Origin of the sequence: Paenibacillus sp. FSL H8-0548 (assembly GCF_038630985.1) — a bacterium.
In the GTDB taxonomy this organism is placed as follows: Bacteria; Bacillota; Bacilli; order Paenibacillales; family Paenibacillaceae; genus Pristimantibacillus.
This window is the reverse complement of sequence record NZ_CP152049.1, coordinates 4,339,268-4,358,614: the sequence shown is the minus strand read 5'-3', so window position 1 is coordinate 4,358,614 and position 19,347 is coordinate 4,339,268. Positions and strand designations below refer to the sequence as shown.

The window sequence follows — 19,347 nt, the reverse complement described above, 5'->3', positions numbered from 1 at the left end:
ATGCCAAGTCAAATTTGTAGGACGCGTAAATGTCAACAGAGGAGAGTGCTTACGTGATTATAGATATTCAACATGTGTCATGGGATAGAAATGACAAAAAAATTTTGCAGGATATAAGCTGGACCGTTCAAAGCGGGGAGCATTGGTGCCTGCTGGGTCTTAATGGATCTGGAAAAACGACATTATTGAATATGATAAATGGTTATATATGGCCTACGGAAGGCAGTATGTCTATACTGGGAAAAAAATTCGGTGAATTTGATCTAAGGGAGCTCCGTAAAAGCATCGGCTGGGTCAGTACATCGCTGCAACAGAAGCTTTATGGAAGTGAAACAGCACTTAAGATTGTTCTAAGTGGAAAGTTTGCTACCATTGGATTGTATGACTTCACGAATAATGAAGACATTAGGCAGGCTGAAGCCTTGATGAAGTCGCTGGGCTGTACCGCTTTAATGGATCGGACCTATGATACCTTATCGCAAGGCGAGCGGCAGCGTGTCCTGATTGCACGAGCTTTGATGGCAGCTCCCAAGCTGCTTATTTTAGACGAGCCGTGCACAGGGCTTGATGTGTTTGCACGCGAGCAGCTGCTGCAAATGATTGCCGCTGTGGCAGCAGAGAAGGAAGCACCTACAATTATATATGTAACTCACCATGTAGAGGAGATTTTACCGTGCTTTACAAAAACCCTTCTCATTAAGGAAGGAGAGGTTTTCGCAGCCATGGACACCTCTGAAACACTCACATCTGCACTGATGAGTGATTTTTTCGCAGTTCCGGTGGAAATACAACGTCGCGATGGGCGGAACTGGTTATCTGTTAACGGGGAATTATGGAATTAGAAACGCAAGAGTCGATACAGCTGCAGATCGAGCCACAACCAAGCAGGTGGAAAAAGATAAAGAGATGGACAGCTAGACGATTTATTTTGCGAAACTATCTAGATTCTTATGTATGGAGGGTTGCTACAGGGAGCACTGCTTTTATCAGCTCGTTAGCGATAGGGACGGCGGCTCTTGGCATGCCAACTGGATTAGGTACAATAATTGATATTTTAGTATTTATTGCAGCAAACCTTGGTGCCATGAGCATCGCTGCCGTACTTATATCATTCCTTTTTCACTTGATTTCTTTGCCGTTGCCTCGAAGATTTGCCGCCGTTTGGCTTTATACAGCAGTGGAGTGCTATTTTATACTGTATTTTGCCGAGCTCGGGGAGCTTATGTCGGCTATCTTTGCAATTATAATCACTTTATTAGGTGCATTAATTGGTTTACTGCTCGCTCTGCTGATGAAATTGCGCTTGAAAACTTGGGTTCGTACAGTTATTGCACTAACTATTGCTTGTGCAGCTGCTGTAACGATGGTCTTGGTGGAGTGGCCGGAGTCTGCTGTAGTTCCTGTAAGAGAGAGTGCAGCTATTCAGCAAACCGATGGCGCTATTCAAGGGTTGGATTTGCAGAATCCTGCTGAGCCAGGGACGTTTGCCTTTGAGGCTTTCACATACGGAAGCGGTGAGGACAAGCACAGATCGATATTCGGCAAAGATGTAGACCTACAGTCAACAGCGGTTGACGCTTCGGCTTATATTACGAAATGGAAGAAATTAAAGAAACTGTTTTGGGGCTTTGATGAGAAGTCACTGCCTTTGAACGGTCGTGTGTGGATGCCGGATGGCGAGGGGCCTTTTCCAATTGCGCTTATTGTTCATGGCAATCATCTCATGGAGGATTTCTCAGATGGCGGCTATGGCTATCTAGGGGAGCTCCTTGCAAGCAAAGGAATTATTGCTGTTTCACTAGACGAGAATTTCCTTAATTATTCGGTCTGGTCGGGTATTCCGAGTAATGATATGAAGGTTCGTGCTTGGGTTTTGCTTAAGCATTTGCAGCAAATCAAGCAATTTAACGAGAAGCCTGACAACGCTTTTTACGGACGAGTAGATTTCGAGAAAGTGGCTTTAATCGGACACTCCAGAGGGGGGCAAGCCGTTGCGATGGCGGCAGATGCAGACCGCTGGTTTATGGATGATCGTACACTTGAGAGTCTAGAGGATGTTGTTATTGAGTCCGTCATTGCAATTGCACCTACGGATAAGCAAGTGGACGAGAAATCCGCGAGTTTAAAAAATGTAAACTATTTGACGCTGCAAGGCGCTAGAGATGCAGATGTCAATAATTTCTATGGGGATCGGCAGTTTAATAGAACTTCCTTTCAAGATGCGTCTAACAAATTCAAATCCGCCCTCTATATTGCTGATGCGAATCATAGCCAGTTTAATTCTGACTGGGGAAGAATGGACGAACGTCCGCCTGGAGGTTTATTTTTGAGTCGCAAGCAATTATTAGAGGCGGATGAACAGCGTCAAGTTTCAAAGGTATACGTATCGGCGTTCCTGCAAGCGACCTTGCTTGGAGAGGAGAACTATAAGGCTTTGTTTAAAGACTATCGTGCTGGGCTGGGATGGCTGCCGGAAACGATTTACACCAATCGTTATGAAGAAGCTGAGTTTACTGAAATTGCGGGATATGATGACGGTATTCGCAAAACTGAGCTTAAGGACGGCGGCAAGGCAACGGTATCAGGAATGAAGGATTGGCAAATCGTATCCGCTGAGGATCGGGATGGGAAGAACAAAGGGACAAAAGGTATTGAGCTGGAATGGCAGGAGCCTGGAGCTGAGTATGCGCTTGAGCTGTCACCTAAGACAAGCGAGGCTGCTCAAAATATCGTTGATGGCAATCTTGTTTTTTCAATGGCCAATCTGGAGCGGGATCTGCTCGCAGCAGAAGTGGAGCCAGATGCTTCTAACGCAGCTGCAGACAAGACTGAACTGCCGCCGCTGCCGATTGTTGAGATTGAGCTTACGACAGTGGATGGAGATCGCATTGGATTGGAGCTTAGTGAAGTAATGCCGGCCTCCCCTCCAGCCTATACTGCGTTTATATCTATTCCGTGGCTCGAAGAGCGAATAAAGGAAGAGAAATACACGGAAGCTAATGAGCCGGTATTTCAAACCTATGTGTTGCCGATAGATCAGTTTAGTTCAGAGGAGCTAACGATTACAGCGCAAGAAATTAGTCGAATTACGTTCCGATTTGTCAGTGGACCTGGTAAAGTTATGCTCGATGATATTGGTTTTATGTAATATAAAAGGCTGCAAAAGCGGGATGCCAGACAGAGGCAGTCCCGCTTTTGCAGCCTTTCTAGAAAAATGATTAGCTATTTGCTGCTTCCTTATCATTCGTAAATGTAAAGTTTCTGGCGGCATATAAGAAGGGTGTAGAACACAGGGAAACGATAAATTTAATGACATAAGTCGACAAGAAAATGGATAGCCATAGCTTGCTACCATATCCAGGCGCACCAGCGAACGCAATGGTGCAAAATATGAGCGTATCAACAAGCTGACTTACCATTGTGCTTCCATTATTCCGAATCCACAGCTGATTATGCGCTGGAAATAAACGCTTTAATAAGGAGTAAATTTTAACGTCAAGAAATTGACTCACGAAATAAGCACACAGGCTCCCTAGAGCAATACGAGGCAACAATCCGAACAAAGTCTCCATTGCTCCTTGTACCTCTAAAGGAAATGGTTCATTATGTGGATTAAACTGGAGCGCCATTTGCATAATAATGGTTGAGGCAATAAGTGTAAAGAAGCCGAACCATACGGCTTTTTTAGCAGCTTTCTCTCCGTACTTTTCATTTAAAAGGTCTGATGCCAAATAAATGGTGCCATACATTGTGTTACCTAGCGTTATGGCGATAACGACGCCGAAGGCATGAATGTCAACTGTTTTGACGACTTGAATATTAGCAAGCACAGTGGCCATGCCTATCCAAGCATAAATGCCGATCCGTCCAAAAAAACGATATGAAATAAGAAAAAAAGAAAAATGCACGAGCATAAAAATCGCGCCGAACCACAAATTAAACATGTTGAAAGTAGCCTCCTAGTATTGATAACGCGGGAGTTTTCGAACCTCGGAATGCTGGATGATCTATGATTCTGATTCGAATTTCTGCCTTTGTTATTATAAACGCTCCTAGTGGAAGCGGCAATAGCGATTCGGTGCCATTTAATTGCGCAGTAGATAGTGGTAGAATGGATGTTACTGTTTTATAGCAGATTACAGCAGAACTTGCTTCACCATACTAGTAGTCAAGGAGTGATAATATGAGCAATCTCAACGATCAACTGCCACAAGAGCAGCAGCGAGTAAAAGATGTGACGACTATCATTCGCTCACGGATAGAAGAATTTCGTAAACAGACTGGCGGCATGCGCGAGGATATTGTCGATATAAGACGAAATTTCTGGGATGATGTAACGCTGAATTTTGAGGATGCTGCAGAATCTGCAGAATCCCATGCTAGCATGAAGCAGCAGGCAGAGGTGCTTTCAGAGCGGGAAAGAAGCTACAGGCATGCGGAGGAGCAGCTTAAAACGCTCTTAAAGCTGGAGCACTCCCCTTATTTTGGCCGAATCGATCTTTTGGAGGAAGGACAACCAAGGACAGAGGCGATTTATTTGGGAGTAGGCTCGCTGCTTGATGACAGCGGTGATGAATATTTAATTTATGATTGGAGAGCACCTGTATCCAGCCTTTATTATGATTCTGGTCCTGGACCCGTACAATATCAAACACCAAGCGGAACCATTAGCGGTGAATTGTTGTTAAAGCGGCAATTTATTATCCGTGATGGACAAATTCGCAGTATGTTTGATACAGGCGTTACGATAGGCGATGAGCTGCTGCAAGAGGTGCTTGGCAAGCAGTCGGATGCCCAAATGAAAAGCATCGTAGCTACGATACAGAGAGAACAAAATCGTATCATCCGAAATGAGCGCGCAAGATTGTTGATTGTTCAAGGTGCAGCAGGCAGTGGGAAAACGTCAGCGGCACTGCAGCGTGTAGCTTATTTATTATATCGTTATCGTGGCATTTTGAATGCTGATCAAATCGTATTGTTCTCACCTAACCCCATGTTCAACAGCTATGTGGCTACCGTATTGCCGGAGCTAGGCGAACAAAATATGCAGCAAACAACCTATCAGCAATATTTGGAGCATAGGCTCGGCAAAACTTTCGCACTTGAAGATCCGTTCTCCCAGATGGAATATACGCTGGCTGCTATGGATGAAGCGGGATATGAAGCCAGAATTGCGGGAATTACGTACAAATCAAGCTTGGATTTTATGCATCTCATTGACGAATACGCGGCCGGGCTTGCTCATGCTGGGCTTGCTTTTAAAGCAATTAGGTTTAAAGGGCGTACACTTATTTCGGATGCGGCAATAGCTGAACAATTTTATAGTTTTGATCGTTCCATTTCGATTGGAAATCGGATGCGCTTCACAGCGGAGTGGATGCTGAAGGAGTTAACAAGATTAAGCAAAGAGGAACGTGAGCAGGATTGGGTGCAAGAGCAAATTGAGCTGCTTGATCCGGAAATATACTCGAAGGCCTATGATGAGCTGCAGCGTAAAAATCGTTTTTCAGGCAATTCTTTTGATGATTTCGATGCAGAGCATGATTATTTAGCCGCGATGGTGGTGCAGGAAAAATTCAAAAAACTGCGCAGAAAAGTAAAGCGTTTAGGTTTTTTGGATGTGCCAGCAATCTATAAGCGGTTGTTTGAGAAAAATGAGTCTTTGCAGGAGCGGTTGAAGGCTGGCCGCCATCAGCTTCCGGATCAGTGGGAGGAAATAAGCGAGCAGACGAATTCATCACTGAATAATGGTGTTATTTATTATGAAGATGCAACGCCGTATTTATATCTGAAAGAAAAGCTCGAGGGCTTTCATACCAATACGCTCGTTAAGCATCTGTTCATCGATGAGGCTCAGGATTACTCGCCATTCCAATATCATTACCTCAAACGGATTTTTCCGAATTGTAAAATGACTGTGCTAGGTGATTTGAATCAATCTATTTTTGCGCATGCAGTAACTGGCAACGGCTTTGAGCCGCTATCAGAGCTTTATAGTGAAGAGGAAACAGAGAAGATTGTTCTAACTAGAAGCTATCGCTCGACTCGTCCGATCGTTGCTTTTACGAGTCGCATGATCGATGGGGGGGAGCAAATTGAGCCTTTTAATCGCGATGGCGCCGAGCCGACAATAACAGAGGCAGCAGACGAGCGGCAGCTTATTAAAGCCATTGAGGATAAAATAAACCAATTGCATGAAGCGGACTATCAATCGATAGCTGTCATTTGCAAAACCGCTGCTGAGAGCAAGCGACTGCATGCGGCTTTGCAAGTTCATTTGCCAAAGCTTCGTTTAATTGAGAAAGAAACAGTCACCTTCGAAAAAGGGGTACTTGTTATTCCTTCATATTTGGCGAAGGGCGTTGAATTCGATGCAGTTATCATCAGCAATGCAGGCGAGCAATATTACGGACGGGAAAGTGAAAGAAAACTATTTTATACGGCTTGTACAAGAGCGATGCATGAGCTTCATTTATTTTATACCGATAAAATCACTGCCTTTATTCGATAGACTTATTTTCTAGTTTCTGGCCATATCTCAGAAATCTCGAGGTGAAGCTCAGAAGCGATCAGCTCTGCTGTTAACCTTTTGGGCTTCAATATTTTTCCGTTGCGCAGTTTGGAAATGGTTTGAATAGAAATGCCGGTCGAGGCTGAGAGATGACCAGCAGTCATGTCTTTCTTAGCCATCCAGATGCGGAGCTTCAATGATGGGTCGATTTGATCATTAATGGGAGATAAATCCCATATGACGAATGCAAATTCCAGCACTTCGCCGAATCCATCAAGAATCGGAGTGAAAGTGGCGGACATCATGAGCTCTACACCGCTAAGTATCGTCGTTTTAAGCGTCAAGCTTCTCTCCTGCTTATTGAGTGTGGCTTCCTGAAGCACTTCTTTCATGGATCCGTGCTCCGTCTCGGTAATAAACTGCAGCAGTGTTTCGTCTGTCATATTGCGATCTGCTTCAAACAATAGTGGGGACAAACTGTCTCGTAATAAACGAATGTGCTGATGGCGGTCAACAATACCGCTAATCAGCACTTTGTTTATTTCAGATTGCTGTTGTATCCATCTGTAAGGAGTCAAATCCTCAAAGATGACGTAGGAACGAGTGTATCCATCCTGATTGTTTCTGGGCAAAGGCTGTTGGTTTAGTCGTGTAAATAATTGTCGATTATTTTTAGTCATAATATTAATTTCGCTTTTTAAAACCGTAGCAGTTGTATCTATATTGTATCTTTTCAGATATAAAGAGCATTTTTCGGATCTAAGTTCCTTGACTGTATAGCCTGTTAATCGCACAAAAGCGTGATTGGCATCCTCGACAGAAACTCCCTGATTATTTTGTCGAATAACGAGCATGGGAAAATCCATATTTTGAAAAATTTGACGATAAACCGACAAAGTAAAACACTCCTCATGTATTTCATTGTGTTTCCTATGAAACAAGTAAAAGTATAGAATAGCCCATGATGACAAGCAAGTAGATGTTATGACGATTTAGTAACAGTTATATTTTGGAAGTGATAGGTTTAATTAATTAAACTTAATAGCTTAATCGAGACATATGGCGAGTAAAAGCTACATAGTTTAGGATAAATTCGCCAAAACAACCGTACAGCAGGCTTTATTCTATTTCCATTTTCCTATAATATGGTATCAGACAACCCTGTTGCCAGGTATCAACTGCGAAAGGATATTATTTAAAACGTTATTATATCTAACATGAAAACGGAATCAAGTTAGTTTATGTCATCTTTTCTTACATAAAAACCAGTGGGTTGTCGAAATCTATGAAAACGACTGTGTTTTTTTTACCAAACGATGTATAATATCTATAAGTATTGAGGTATTCATCGGTTTCGCTTCATACGAATCAGATTATCCAACAGGAGGTGAAACCATAAATGGTTCAACAGGCACCTAATGGATTGTCACACCAGGAATTATATTTGTTTAATGAAGGAAACGCCTATCACAGCTACCGTTTTATGGGTGCTCATCCTGTTCAAATGAACGGAAAGAATGGTGTTCGGTTCACACTATGGGCTCCGAATGCTGCTGAAGCCAGAGTCATTGGTGGTTTCAATAAGTGGGAAGGTAAGAAGCATGTCATGGATAAAGTCGGAACGACAGGCATCTTCAATCTGTTTATCCCGTATATTAAAGAAGGCGAAATGTACAAATACGAGATAATCACCCCCGAAGGGCATATTATTCGGAAGGCTGACCCTTACGCATTTTTCGCTGAACGCAGACCTGGAACCTCATCTATCGTAACTCAGATATCAGGTTATGAATGGGAAGATGAGCTTTGGCTTGCGAAGAAGCATGAACGATCTGTTTATTCAAACCCTATGTTGATTTACGAGATCCATGCTGGCTCTTGGAAGATCAAAGGGAAAGAGGATTTTTACACGTATGAAGAGCTGGCGGAGGAGCTGATTCCGTACGCAGCTGAAATGGGCTACACGCATATTGAGCTAATGCCAATAGCAGAGCATCCTTTGGATCAATCGTGGGGCTATCAAATTACCGGCTTTTATAGTGTTACCAGCCGATATGGTTCACCTAAGCAATTAATGCGGTTTGTTGACAAATGTCATCAGGCTGGCATAGGGGTTATTTTGGATTGGGTGCCAGGACATTTCTGCAAGGACGATCATGGCTTGCGACTTTTTGATGGAACGCCGATTTTTGAAGGTGCGGATGCGAAGCGTGCAGAAAAACCGCTTTGGGGAACGCTATCGTTCGATTTTGGCAGGAAAGAGGTTGTCAGTTTTCTTATTTCAAATGCGATTTATTGGATGGAGCTCTATCATATTGACGGCCTGCGTGTAGATGCTGTCGCTAACATGATTAATTTACATATGGACAAACCGCCAGAGTTGTATACGTACAATGAAATAGGCGGCGCTGATAATTTAGATGCACTGCGTTTTATCAAGAAACTCAATGAAACGGTGTTTCATTATTACCCTCAAACTCTAATGCTTGCTGAAGATTCATCTGCTTGGCCTGCGGTTACATCTCCAACCTATCAAGGCGGCCTAGGTTTCAATTTTAAATGGAATATGGGCTGGATGAACGATATGCTGCGCTACATGACATTAGATCCACCTGAACGCTCGCACCACCACCATCTCATTACATTCTCGCTCCTTTATGCTTTTTCAGAAAATTTTGTTCTACCTCTATCTCATGATGAAGTTGTACATGGCAAACGATCACTACTAAATAAAATGCCTGGAAGCTACGAAGAAAAATTTGCACAATTAAGATTGTTTTATGGCTTCTGGATGTCCCACCCCGGCAAGAAGCTCTTGTTCATGGGAAGTGAATGGGGCCAGTTTGATGAATGGAAAGACGGGGATATGCTCGATTGGATGCTGCTTGATTACGATATGCATCACAGCATGCATCATTACGTTAGAACGCTAAATCACTTGTATCTTAATCAGCCTTCCCTTTGGGAGAGAGAGCGTGATCCGGGCTGCTTCGAATGGATCGACGTTCATAATGCAGCTCAATCGGTCATTTCGTTTATCCGCCGCGGAAATACTGAATTTTCTATTATCATAGCTAATTTCTCCAGAAATGATTACCAAAACTTCCGTATCGGTGTCCCAGAGCATGGTTTATACCGCTCTTTTATAAATAGCAATAATAAGCAATTTGGCGGAATGGATGAACAACCAGAGGAATACTACAGCAGCGAAAGCGTCGCCTGGCACGGCCATAACCAAAGCATTACGCTTCACCTACCTCCCCTTGCTTTCTTGTTATTCAGCTTAGATCAGGGGAACACACTTTGAGAGGGAGTTGATGTCCATGGGCCGTAAAGAAATGATCGCTATGCTGCTCGCTGGAGGCGAAGGAAAAAGGCTAGGCGTGCTTACGAAGGATTTAGCTAAACCAGCGGTCTATTTCGGAGGGAAATACAGAATTATTGATTTCACCTTAAGCAATTGTGCGCATTCGGGAATCGACACCGTCGGTGTACTAACCCAGTATCAGCCACTTGAGCTTAATCGATATCTCGGCATTGGAAGTCCTTGGGGACTAGATCGCCGTGATGGGGGAATGACGATATTGCCGCCGTTTATGAAGCAAAAGGGCGGCGTATGGTATAAAGGAACAGCGAATGCCATTTATCAAAATATGTCTTTTATTGAGCCTTATAATCCCGAATATGTTCTTATTATTTCTGGTGACCACATTTATAAAATGGATTACGAGCTCATGCTGCAGCATCATAAGCGCTCAGGTGCGGATGTAACGATCGCAGGCATTGAGGTTGAATGGAAAGAAGCAAGCCGTTTCGGTGTCATGCATATTGACGATGAGGACCGTATAACGGCATTCGAGGAAAAACCTAAAAATCCAACAAGCAATATTGCTTCGATGGGTGTTTATATTTTCACATGGTCCGAGCTTCAAAAATATTTGATCTATGACGAGGCTAGCCGCAGCTCTAGTCATGACTTTGGTAAAGATCTAATTCCAGCTATGATGCGTGACGGAAAACGACTGCATTCCTATCCATTTAAAGGTTATTGGAAGGATGTTGGTACGATTGAAAGCTTGTGGGAAGCGAATATGGATCTTCTCGCTGATGAACCGCCGCTTGAGCTCTCAGATCCGGAGTGGCGGATTTATTCGGTCAGTCCAAACCAGCCGGCACAGCATATAGGCGCTAATGCTGATGTCTCGGCATCGCTCATAACAGAAGGCTGCTTAATTGAGGGAACCGTAGATCGTTCTGTTTTGTTTTATGGCGTAAAGGCTTCAAAAGATACAATTATAACGGAGTCAGTCATCATGCCTAATGTTCGAATTGGAGAAGGTGCCCGTATATATAGAGCTATTATCGGCGAAGGAGCAGTCATTCAAGAAGGTGTAACGATTGGCAGCCCAGATGATGATGCAATAACTGTCATTGCTGTGGATCAATATGTTACTAATGACCATTTGCTGCGGGAGGTGGAGCACTCATGAAGCATAAAGTGATGGGCGTCATTAATTTAATTCATGAGACAGATGAGCTAGAGCTGCTCACTCAGGGGCGCTGCCTGGCAACGGTGCCATTTGGCGCTAGATATCGACTTATTGACTTTGTATTGTCCAGCATGGTCAATTCCGGCATTTCGAAGGTAGCGGTGTTTGCGCATACGAAATATCGTTCCTTAATGGACCATCTTGGATCAGGCAAGCATTGGGATTTGCAGCATCGTCAAAGCGGATTATTCGTGCTTCCGCCTGTTACGGATGATATTCAGGAAATTAGTCGCGGCGATTTGTATCATTTTTATCAGCAGCGCGATTATTTTAATCGCTCCTCCTTGGATTATGTCGTAATCACACGGAGCCATATGGTATGTAATATCGATTTTGAGAAGGTCATTCAATTTCATTTGGAACGCGAAGCAGACATTACGGTTGTTTGTAAGCAGCAGGCGGATCTGCTTATGGGCAGAGCTCGTAAGGTTAAGATGAATGAGGAAGGCCGCATTACCGATATCCAAGATCATTATGGCCGTATGGCGAGTGACATCAGTTCTATGGAAATGTACATCATGCGTAAAGAACTGTTGATGGAGCTCGTAGAAACCTCATTGGCGCAAGGCCAGGATCATCTCGTGAGACATGCGATCTTTTCAAGGCTCGACAAGCTGAAGGTGTATGGCTATATGTATGAGGGCTATTTGGCAGTCATAAATACGTTAAGCAGCTATTATCGAAACACGATGAATTTATTGGATCCAGCTGTATGGAATGAGCTGTTCTACCAGCCGGGCCCGATTTTCACTAAGGTTAAGGATGAACCACCGGCGCGATATTTAGGAAGCTCCAAGGTGACAAATTCGCTAATAGCCAATGGCTGCCGAATTGAAGGCACGGTTACGAACAGTATATTGTTCCGAGGTGTGCATGTTCAAAAAGGAGCAGTTGTCAGCAATAGCATCGTCATGCAAAACGGTATCATTGGTGAAAACAGCATACTTCAGCATAGTATTTTGGATAAGGATGTTCGCGTTGAGGCTGATCGTGATATTCGTGGGGCTGCAAGCTCGCCGTTTCTAGCCGGCAAGCGAAAAATTATATAATCCGAATCTATTCTTGCCGCGAAATATGCCCTTTAACGCGATAGGAAAGCAAACGTTTTTTCCAATTGGGTTGATGCAGGCGCTCAAGCGGCGTCCATGAGAAAGGAGAATCCTATGAACATTTTGTTCGCAACCTCAGAAGCTGTGCCGCTTGCGAAGACAGGTGGTCTCGCCGATGTTGCAGGGGCGCTCCCAAAGGCGCTGAATAAGCGGGGCGTTGATACCAGAGTTGTAATGCCAAAGTATGCTCAAATTCCTCCCGCGCTGCTAGGGCAGTTTGAACAAGTTGCGGTATTTAACGTTGCATTTGGCTGGCGCAATCAGTATTGCGGCTTGCTCAGGGCAGAGTTTGAGGGTGTTACTTATTATTTAATCGACAATGAGCGTTATTTTAAGCGCGATGGACTTTATGGGTATGATGATGATTCGGAGAGGTTTGTTTTCTTTTGCTTCGCCGTGATGGAAGCTGTTCGGTATATGGATTTCCATCCCGACATTGTCCATTGTCATGATTGGCAAACGGGCTTGATCCCGTTTCTACTTAAAACAAGATATTTCTATGATCCAGCATGGGCTTATACTAAATCGGTATTTACGATTCATAATCTGAAATATCAAGGTCTGTTCGGCGTTGAGCATTTGCAGGACTTGCTTGGCGTAGGCTACGATATGTTTTATGCAGACAGCTTGGAATTTTACGGCGCTGGCAGCTGCATGAAGGGCGGTCTCGTTTATGCAGACAAGCTGACCACGGTCAGCGGAACGTATGCAGAGGAGATTCAAACCGAATATTTTGGAGAAAGACTGGATTCACTGCTAAGATATCGCTCAGGAGACTTGATCGGTATTGTGAACGGCATTGATGACGAGTTGTTTGATCCGATGAATGACATTGCAATAGATGTGCCTTATCGAAACTCGTTAAGCCGCAAGCGAAAAAATAAAGTGGAGCTGCAGCGTGAGCTAGGACTGCCGCAATCCGAAAATATTCCGCTGGTCGGTATTGTTTCTCGATTAGTCGAGCAAAAGGGCTTTGATCTGATCATGGCGACCTTTGAGGAGCTTCTTCAGGAGGATGTCCAATTTGTTATATTGGGAGCTGGGGATGAACGATATGAGCATTTCTTTAATGATGCGGCGTTTCGTTACCCGGACAAGGTTAAAGTGTGGATTGGTTATGATGATAGACTGGCCCGCCGTATTTATGCAGGCTCGGATATGTTCGCGATGCCTTCACAGTTCGAGCCCTGCGGCCTCAGTCAGCTTCTTGCGCTGCGCTATCGCTCCGTACCTATCGTTCGAGAAACTGGCGGACTAAAGGACACGGTTAGAGCCTATGACGAATATAATGGCGAAGGTAACGGCTTCAGCTTTACTAATTACAATGCGCACGATTATATGTTCACCGTTCGCAGAGCGTTAGCTCTCTATCGTAATGAGGAAGTGTGGAAGCAAATCGTGAATAATGGCAACAAAGAGGATTACAGCTGGAACCGCTCCGCCAAAGCCTATATATCCGTTTATTCACAACTTTTAGCGCACCGAGAGGAGAAGGAATCATGGCCCGTCATCTTGTAATCGGCAACGGTAAGATGCTTTTGAATTTGGATCAAAATTGTTACATTCGAGATATCTATTATCCATTTGTTGGTCAGTTAAATCATGTAGGTGGACAATACTGTCGCTTTGGGGTGTGGGTGGAAGGCTCTTTCAGCTGGCTGGATGAACCGGAATGGAAGTTTGATCTGGATTATGTGGAGGATTCCTTAGTCACAAATATTATCGCTAAGCATGAAAGACTAGGCATAGAGCTTCAAATGAATGATGGGATACATCAACGCGAATGTATTTATATCAAAAGAGTCGTTATCCGCAATCGAACAAATGATACAAAAGAGGTTCGTTTGTTCTTTCATCAGGATTTGATGATTGATGGTACTGAGGTTGGAGATACGGCGGTTTATTATCCGGAGAATCATACGCTTTATCATTACAAGCGAAATAATTACTTTATGTTCAATGGTTTCTCCGATGAAGGCGGCATGACCCAGTATTCAACAGGAATCAAAAGGTTTCAATCCGCAGAAGGCACTTGGCGGGATGCAGAGGATGGCGTGCTGATGGGCAATTCAATTGCTCAGGGCTCAGTAGACAGCACCATCAGCTTCCGGACGGTCGTTCCGCCGAACGGGGATAAATCGATTTACTACTGGATGTCCATTGGTCAAAATCTAGAAGAAGTTAAAGCGCTGAACCAGTATGTTCAGGAAAATCATCCGGAGAAGCTATTAAGCCGAATGGTTATTTACTGGAAGCATTGGTTAGGCCGTGCGGAATCCGACCTTGGTGATCTGCCGCAGGATGTAGTTAGAATGTTCAAAAAAAGCCTGCTTCTCGTTAGAACTCAGGTGGATGAGCGTGGAGCCATTCTAGCTGCGAATGATACTGATATTTTGCAGTATAATCGTGATCATTACAGCTATATGTGGCCGCGTGACGGTGCACTCATAGCGGATGCCATGTCTATGGCGGGTTATCAGAGTGTCATTTCTCCATTTTTTCACTTTTGTGCGCAAGCATTGTCTCCAGAAGGTTACTTGTATCACAAATATAATCCAGACGGTACGGTAGGCTCGAGCTGGCATCCTTATATTGTGCAGGGAAGCAGGCGCTTGCCTATACAAGAGGATGAAACGGCGCTTGTACTGTTCGCATTGTGGAAGGATTATTCCCGAAACCAAGTTATTGAGCTGCCGCAGTCGCTATACAGCAACTTAATTCGGAAGGCAGCTTCATTTTTAAGCTCCTATATGGAGCCATCCTTGTTATTGCCTAAGCCGAGCTATGATTTGTGGGAAGAGCGCTACGGTATTTGGACGTATACAGCAGCATCCGTGTATGGCGGTCTGATGGCTGCTTCATACTTCACAGATTTATTTGGAGATTATGAGCGTAGTGATCATTATAAAAGCACAGCAGATGAGATCAAGCAGGGCATTATTACACATTTGTGGGATGAAGAAGCGGGCCGCTTCGCACGAGGCCTTATTCAGAAGGATAATCGCTGGGTGAAGGATATGACGCTGGAGAGCAGCCTGTTTGGCGTGTTGGAATTTGGGGTGCTTCCTGTAGATGATTATCGCGTAGTTCAGACGATGCTGGCGATCAAGGAAGGTCTTCAGATCAAGACCCATATTGGCGGTATTGCTCGCTATACAAACGATTATTATTTCCAGCAATCTGGAGAAATTGATAAGGTGCCAGGCAACCCATGGATTATTTGTACCCTGTGGGTAGCTAACTTTGAGATTGATTCCGCGAAAACGATCGAAGAGCTGGAAGGTCCAAGACAGACGCTGCAATGGGTGTCAGATCATGCGCTTCCTAGCGGTTTGCTGCCAGAGCAGCTAAATCCGTATGATGGCTCACCATTATCCGTAGCGCCTCTAACTTGGTCTCATGCAACGGTAGTGCAGAGCGTAAGCAAGTATGCTGAGAAGTATAAACAACTACGGGCCGAAAAGGAGCAAAATGGGTTCTAGTTGACCAATCTATGATGTGCTGTAATATTTCAATGAACCTGCATGCTGATACCGAGCATGCAGGTTCTTCCTGCTGATTGAATAAACATTGCAACAACGTTATGGTATTATGACAGTATAATTATAAATGATACTCGCTGTAGATAACATTAATGTATCTGGAGGTACAGAGGGAAATATGAAATATGTGATCGGTGTTGATATTGGAACGACGAGTACGAAATCGGTGCTCTTTACAGAAAAAGGTGCAATTGTTGCTAGTCATGGTATCGAGTATCCGCTGCATTCGCCTTCACCGGCTATTGCAGAGCAGGATCCGGATGAAATTTTTAATGCGGTGCTGGAGACGATTGGACAAGCGATAATGAAAAGAAACGTACAGCCGAAAGATATTTTATGTGTTTCATTCAGCTCAGCTATGCACAGTGTTATTGCTGTGAATGAAGAGGGCTCACCGCTTACGAAATGTATAACATGGGCCGATAATCGCAGCATAAAATGGACCGAAAAAATTAAAAATGAATGGAATGGCCATGAGATTTATATGCGTACGGGCACGCCGATCCATCCCATGTCACCTTTGTCTAAGCTGACGTGGCTGCGCTATGATCATAAAGAGCTGTTTGATCTTACATATAAGTTTATTTCTATTAAAGAATATGTGTTTTTTAAGCTATTTGGTCAGTATGTCATTGATTATTCAATTGCATCTGCGACAGGGATGTTCCATCTGGAAAATCTGCAATGGGATGAGGAGGCACTGCGAGTAGCGGGTGTCACACCAGACCGTTTGTCTGAGCTTGTTCCTACGACCTTCAAGCTTGCGGGTATGGACGAGCAATATGCGAAACGAATGAATTTGCCAGCTTCGACGCCGTTTGTAGTAGGCGCTAGTGATGGCGTACTATCCAACCTAGGAGTAAATGCAATTAAGCCTGGTGTTGTAGCCGTTACGATCGGTACGAGCGGTGCGATTAGAGCAGTTACAGATAAGCCGGTAACAGATCCGAAGGGCAGAATTTTTTGTTATGCGTTGACGGAGAAGCACTGGGTCATCGGGGGGCCGGTCAACAATGGAGGCATGATCTTCCGATGGGTTCGTGATCAAATCGGTACAGAGGAGATTGCGAGTGCCAAGAAGCTCGGTGTTGATCCTTACGAGCTGTTAACAGAGCTTGCTGCAAAGGCGAAGCCAGGCTCCGAAGGACTTATTTTCCATCCTTATTTATCTGGCGAGCGTGCCCCGCTTTGGGATGCGAATGCACGAGGCTCCTATTTTGGCCTAGGACTCCATCATAAGAAGGAGCATCTCGTTCGTGCCGCACTGGAGGGTGTAATATTTAATTTATATAGCGTACTCCTTGCGCTCGAAGAATTGACAGGCAAGCCTACGAAAATTCAGGCGACTGGCGGATTTGCGCGATCGGAGCTTTGGCGCCAAATGATGGCAGACATTTTCGATCAGGAGCTGCATGTGCCGGAAAGCATTGAGAGCTCATGTCTAGGTGCTGTGATCCTTGGCTTGTATAGCTTAGGTGAAGTGGATTCTTTAGACGTAGTGTCAGAAATGGTGGGCGGTTCTCATTTTCATTTGCCTAACAAGCAAAATGCAGAAATTTATTCCGAGCTCATGCGAATTTACATTCGAGTATCACGATTATTGACGGAGGAATACGCTAATATCGCAGCCTTCCAGCAGAAATGGATATAATATAAAAAAAGCAGCCGAAAAGTACATCGGTTGCTTTTTTTTATGCATATAAGTGAGTCACTATCAGCCATATTTCTTCAAAATAGCGGATAGTGTAAGCATAGGCCATATATAATTATTGCTAGGATAGTGAACATACAAGCTGCCTGGCAAGGCGGCTCCCGTGGGGTAGGTATACGTCCAATCTCGTTGCTCAAGTGATCGGAGCAAAGCATCTACGCCTCGTTCAATAGCTGCATTGGGCTTCTCATTTGCTGCTAGGAGCGCGTCAAGCGCCCATGCGGTTTGAGAAGGCGTACTCGCATGAAGGGGCACATAGTGCTTTACTTTATCGCTAAGACAGGATTCACCCCAGCCTCCATCCTCGTTCTGAATGTCCAGCAGCCACTTCACGCCTTTTTTGATGGCAGGGTGATCACTGGACACGCCTACTGCCGTCATTCCTTGAATGGCAGCACTGGTGCCATGGATATATGAAATTCCCCATCGCCCATACCAGCTGCCATCTCTGTTTTGCTGAGATAATACCCAGTGGACACTTTGATCAAGCCATTGATGTCCAATTGACATGCCCAGCTCATTGCCTAGAAAGCCAAGAACACGACTTGAAAGGTCTACGGTTGAAGGGTCGGTAGAGATGTCAGCAGACCCTTCAAAGGTAAAGAAGCTTGCTGGCAATGTCTGTCCTTGCCGTTCAAAGGCAGGCCAACCGCCATCGTCGTTGCGCATGGAGAGTATCCAGTTTAATCCTCTTTGCCAATTGGCGGATAACCCTTCAGTTGATGATATATAGGGACGCAAGGCACGAAGCGCTGCAACGCTGTCATCAACATCTGGATACAGCGTATCGACGTCAGAGAAGCCCCAGCCGCCTGCTGGCGTATTAGGCAGTCTTATCGCCCAATCACCTAGCAGGGTTTGCTGCCGCGGCATGAGATAGCTCCCCGCCATCTTTAAGGCATGTGATGCAGGCGGGAGGTCTGCTTCACGCAAGGCGTAGCTTAGCATCGCTGTATCCCATACCTCAGAGGAGCAGACCTGAAGATGCGGCCGATCTAAACACATTAAGGATATAATGCCTGACAACAAACGGTTTATCGTTGGAGATTCGGGAGAATAACCTAGCTGCAGCAAGGATAAAATCATTAGAATTGTCGCCGTAGAGAACGTAAGCAGCGTGCCGTTAGGCTCAAGTCGGTCAAACATAAATGACTCGGCTCGTTGTTCGGCGTTTTGTGAAACAGCTGGAAGCAGACTGGATAACGGCAGCGTTGCGATAAATCCGTTCAAGGCAGATATCCATGTTGAATCATTATTAAAGGATTGGGAGTCTCCAACAAATAAATAGGATAGCTGTGGCATTAAGGCTGTTTTTCTGACAAATTGCTTGTTCGACATAATTAAGATGGGTACAAGATGTACACGTGCATGGCCGGAGAGTGAGAAGAGATCAAGTCCGATCCCAAGATCAGAGAAAAAAGCTTCAAGTGGAATACGCAGCATTTTAGGCCATTCTGCTTGACCGGTAGCAGCGAAAATAACTTGGGTAAATAAGTTTCTAGCTTCCCCCAGTCCTCCGCGGCTTAAAATAAATTGTTTGGCAAGCAGCATGCGAGGGTCCTCTTGTGCATAATATCTCGCATACAGCAACGCAAAATAAGCTTCGGCTGTCGCCTCTAAATTTCCGTCGGCTTCGTCCGGATACAGCCGCCAAGCCCCATTCGACTCTTGTTTGGACGCTATTCGCGCTGCAAGGCTATGAATCAATTGCTCATCTGGCCGCTCTAGCAGGCGCAGCAAAATAATAAGATAGCTGTCTGTCATCGTCCCAGAGTCTAAGCATAATCGCCATGCGCCGTCCTGCGACTGCTGCTTAAGCAGATCTGCGGTCATATTAGTCAGTTTTGCACGAATTCGATCCATCTCCATGGGAAACATTCATCCTTTGCAACTGTAGTTGCACTATTTATATAGAAAAATTCAA

The 19,347-nt window shown here is 44.6% G+C and carries 12 protein-coding genes; 9 read left to right on the top strand and 3 right to left on the bottom strand.

Translation table 11 applies throughout. The features are described 5' to 3' along the window. The first annotated feature begins 53 nt into the window (after nucleotides 1-53). Both MHI37_RS19010 and MHI37_RS19005 read left to right on the top strand, forming a co-directional pair. A complete protein-coding gene (locus tag MHI37_RS19010; protein WP_076336811.1) occupies nucleotides 54-842 on the top strand; it encodes an ABC transporter ATP-binding protein in 789 nt (262 codons plus the stop codon). Next, nucleotides 833-3,148 (top strand): hypothetical protein, encoded by a 2,316-nt coding sequence (locus MHI37_RS19005; RefSeq protein WP_076336812.1) that lies wholly within the window; start codon nucleotides 833-835, stop codon nucleotides 3,146-3,148. Before MHI37_RS19010 ends, MHI37_RS19005 begins: the two co-directional genes overlap by 10 nt. 70 nt (nucleotides 3,149-3,218) lie before the next feature. Here MHI37_RS19005 and MHI37_RS19000 read toward each other — a convergent pair whose 3' ends face one another. Beyond that, nucleotides 3,219-3,944, bottom strand: coding sequence for a queuosine precursor transporter (locus MHI37_RS19000; protein ID WP_076336813.1), 726 nt, complete (start codon nucleotides 3,942-3,944; stop codon nucleotides 3,219-3,221). Between the two features lie 239 nt (nucleotides 3,945-4,183). Between MHI37_RS19000 and helD the strand changes: the two genes are divergently transcribed. Continuing rightward, a complete protein-coding gene (helD, locus tag MHI37_RS18995) occupies nucleotides 4,184-6,511 on the top strand; it encodes an RNA polymerase recycling motor HelD (protein WP_076336814.1) in 2,328 nt (775 codons plus the stop codon). A gap of 2 nt (nucleotides 6,512-6,513) precedes the next feature. Here the strand turns inward: helD and MHI37_RS18990 are convergent, their stop codons facing one another. After that, nucleotides 6,514-7,407 carry a PAS domain-containing protein gene (locus MHI37_RS18990; RefSeq protein ID WP_076336815.1) on the bottom strand — a complete coding sequence of 298 codons (894 nt, stop codon included), beginning with the start codon at nucleotides 7,405-7,407 and terminating at the stop codon, nucleotides 6,514-6,516. Between the two features lie 503 nt (nucleotides 7,408-7,910). Between MHI37_RS18990 and glgB the strand changes: the two genes are divergently transcribed. The 6 genes from glgB (at nucleotide 7,911) to gntK (ending at nucleotide 17,363) form a co-directional block, all read left to right on the top strand. Then, on the top strand, nucleotides 7,911-9,818 hold the full coding sequence (gene glgB, locus MHI37_RS18985) for a 1,4-alpha-glucan branching protein GlgB (protein WP_076336816.1): 1,908 nt from the start codon (nucleotides 7,911-7,913) through the stop codon (nucleotides 9,816-9,818). 16 nt (nucleotides 9,819-9,834) lie between these two features. Beyond that, nucleotides 9,835-11,001: a glucose-1-phosphate adenylyltransferase gene (locus MHI37_RS18980; protein ID WP_076336817.1), complete on the top strand. Its 1,167-nt coding sequence runs from the start codon at nucleotides 9,835-9,837 to the stop codon at nucleotides 10,999-11,001. Next, nucleotides 10,998-12,110, top strand: a complete 1,113-nt coding sequence (gene glgD, locus MHI37_RS18975; protein ID WP_076336818.1) for a glucose-1-phosphate adenylyltransferase subunit GlgD — start codon at nucleotides 10,998-11,000, stop codon at nucleotides 12,108-12,110. The genes MHI37_RS18980 and glgD overlap by 4 nt, the downstream gene beginning before the upstream one ends. 114 nt (nucleotides 12,111-12,224) lie before the next feature. Continuing rightward, nucleotides 12,225-13,688: a glycogen synthase GlgA gene (gene glgA, locus MHI37_RS18970; protein WP_076336819.1), complete on the top strand. Its 1,464-nt coding sequence runs from the start codon at nucleotides 12,225-12,227 to the stop codon at nucleotides 13,686-13,688. Next, on the top strand, nucleotides 13,670-15,652 hold the full coding sequence (locus tag MHI37_RS18965; RefSeq protein WP_076336820.1) for a glycoside hydrolase family 15 protein: 1,983 nt from the start codon (nucleotides 13,670-13,672) through the stop codon (nucleotides 15,650-15,652). The genes glgA and MHI37_RS18965 overlap by 19 nt, the downstream gene beginning before the upstream one ends. 187 nt (nucleotides 15,653-15,839) lie before the next feature. Then, nucleotides 15,840-17,363 (top strand): gluconokinase, encoded by a 1,524-nt coding sequence (gntK, locus tag MHI37_RS18960; RefSeq protein WP_179090208.1) that lies wholly within the window; start codon nucleotides 15,840-15,842, stop codon nucleotides 17,361-17,363. A 63-nt stretch (nucleotides 17,364-17,426) separates the two neighbouring features. On the opposite strand, the gene MHI37_RS18955 is transcribed toward gntK, so the two are convergent. Beyond that, the gene (locus tag MHI37_RS18955; protein ID WP_256710514.1) at nucleotides 17,427-19,292 is read right to left on the bottom strand and encodes a prenyltransferase/squalene oxidase repeat-containing protein; all 1,866 of its coding nucleotides are present in this window, start codon (nucleotides 19,290-19,292) and stop codon (nucleotides 17,427-17,429) included. Between the last annotated feature and the right edge of the window lie 55 nt (nucleotides 19,293-19,347).

Coding starts and splice junctions, on each gene's coding strand:
- MHI37_RS18955 (WP_256710514.1), bottom strand. CDS start 19,292: ATGGAGATGGATCGAATTCGTGCAAAACTGACTAATATGACCGCAGAT.
- MHI37_RS18980 (WP_076336817.1), top strand. CDS start 9,835: ATGGGCCGTAAAGAAATGATCGCTATGCTGCTCGCTGGAGGCGAAGGA.
- MHI37_RS19005 (WP_076336812.1), top strand. CDS start 833: ATGGAATTAGAAACGCAAGAGTCGATACAGCTGCAGATCGAGCCACAA.
- helD (WP_076336814.1), top strand. CDS start 4,184: ATGAGCAATCTCAACGATCAACTGCCACAAGAGCAGCAGCGAGTAAAA.
- MHI37_RS19000 (WP_076336813.1), bottom strand. CDS start 3,944: ATGTTTAATTTGTGGTTCGGCGCGATTTTTATGCTCGTGCATTTTTCT.
- glgB (WP_076336816.1), top strand. CDS start 7,911: ATGGTTCAACAGGCACCTAATGGATTGTCACACCAGGAATTATATTTG.
- glgA (WP_076336819.1), top strand. CDS start 12,225: ATGAACATTTTGTTCGCAACCTCAGAAGCTGTGCCGCTTGCGAAGACA.
- glgD (WP_076336818.1), top strand. CDS start 10,998: ATGAAGCATAAAGTGATGGGCGTCATTAATTTAATTCATGAGACAGAT.
- MHI37_RS18965 (WP_076336820.1), top strand. CDS start 13,670: ATGGCCCGTCATCTTGTAATCGGCAACGGTAAGATGCTTTTGAATTTG.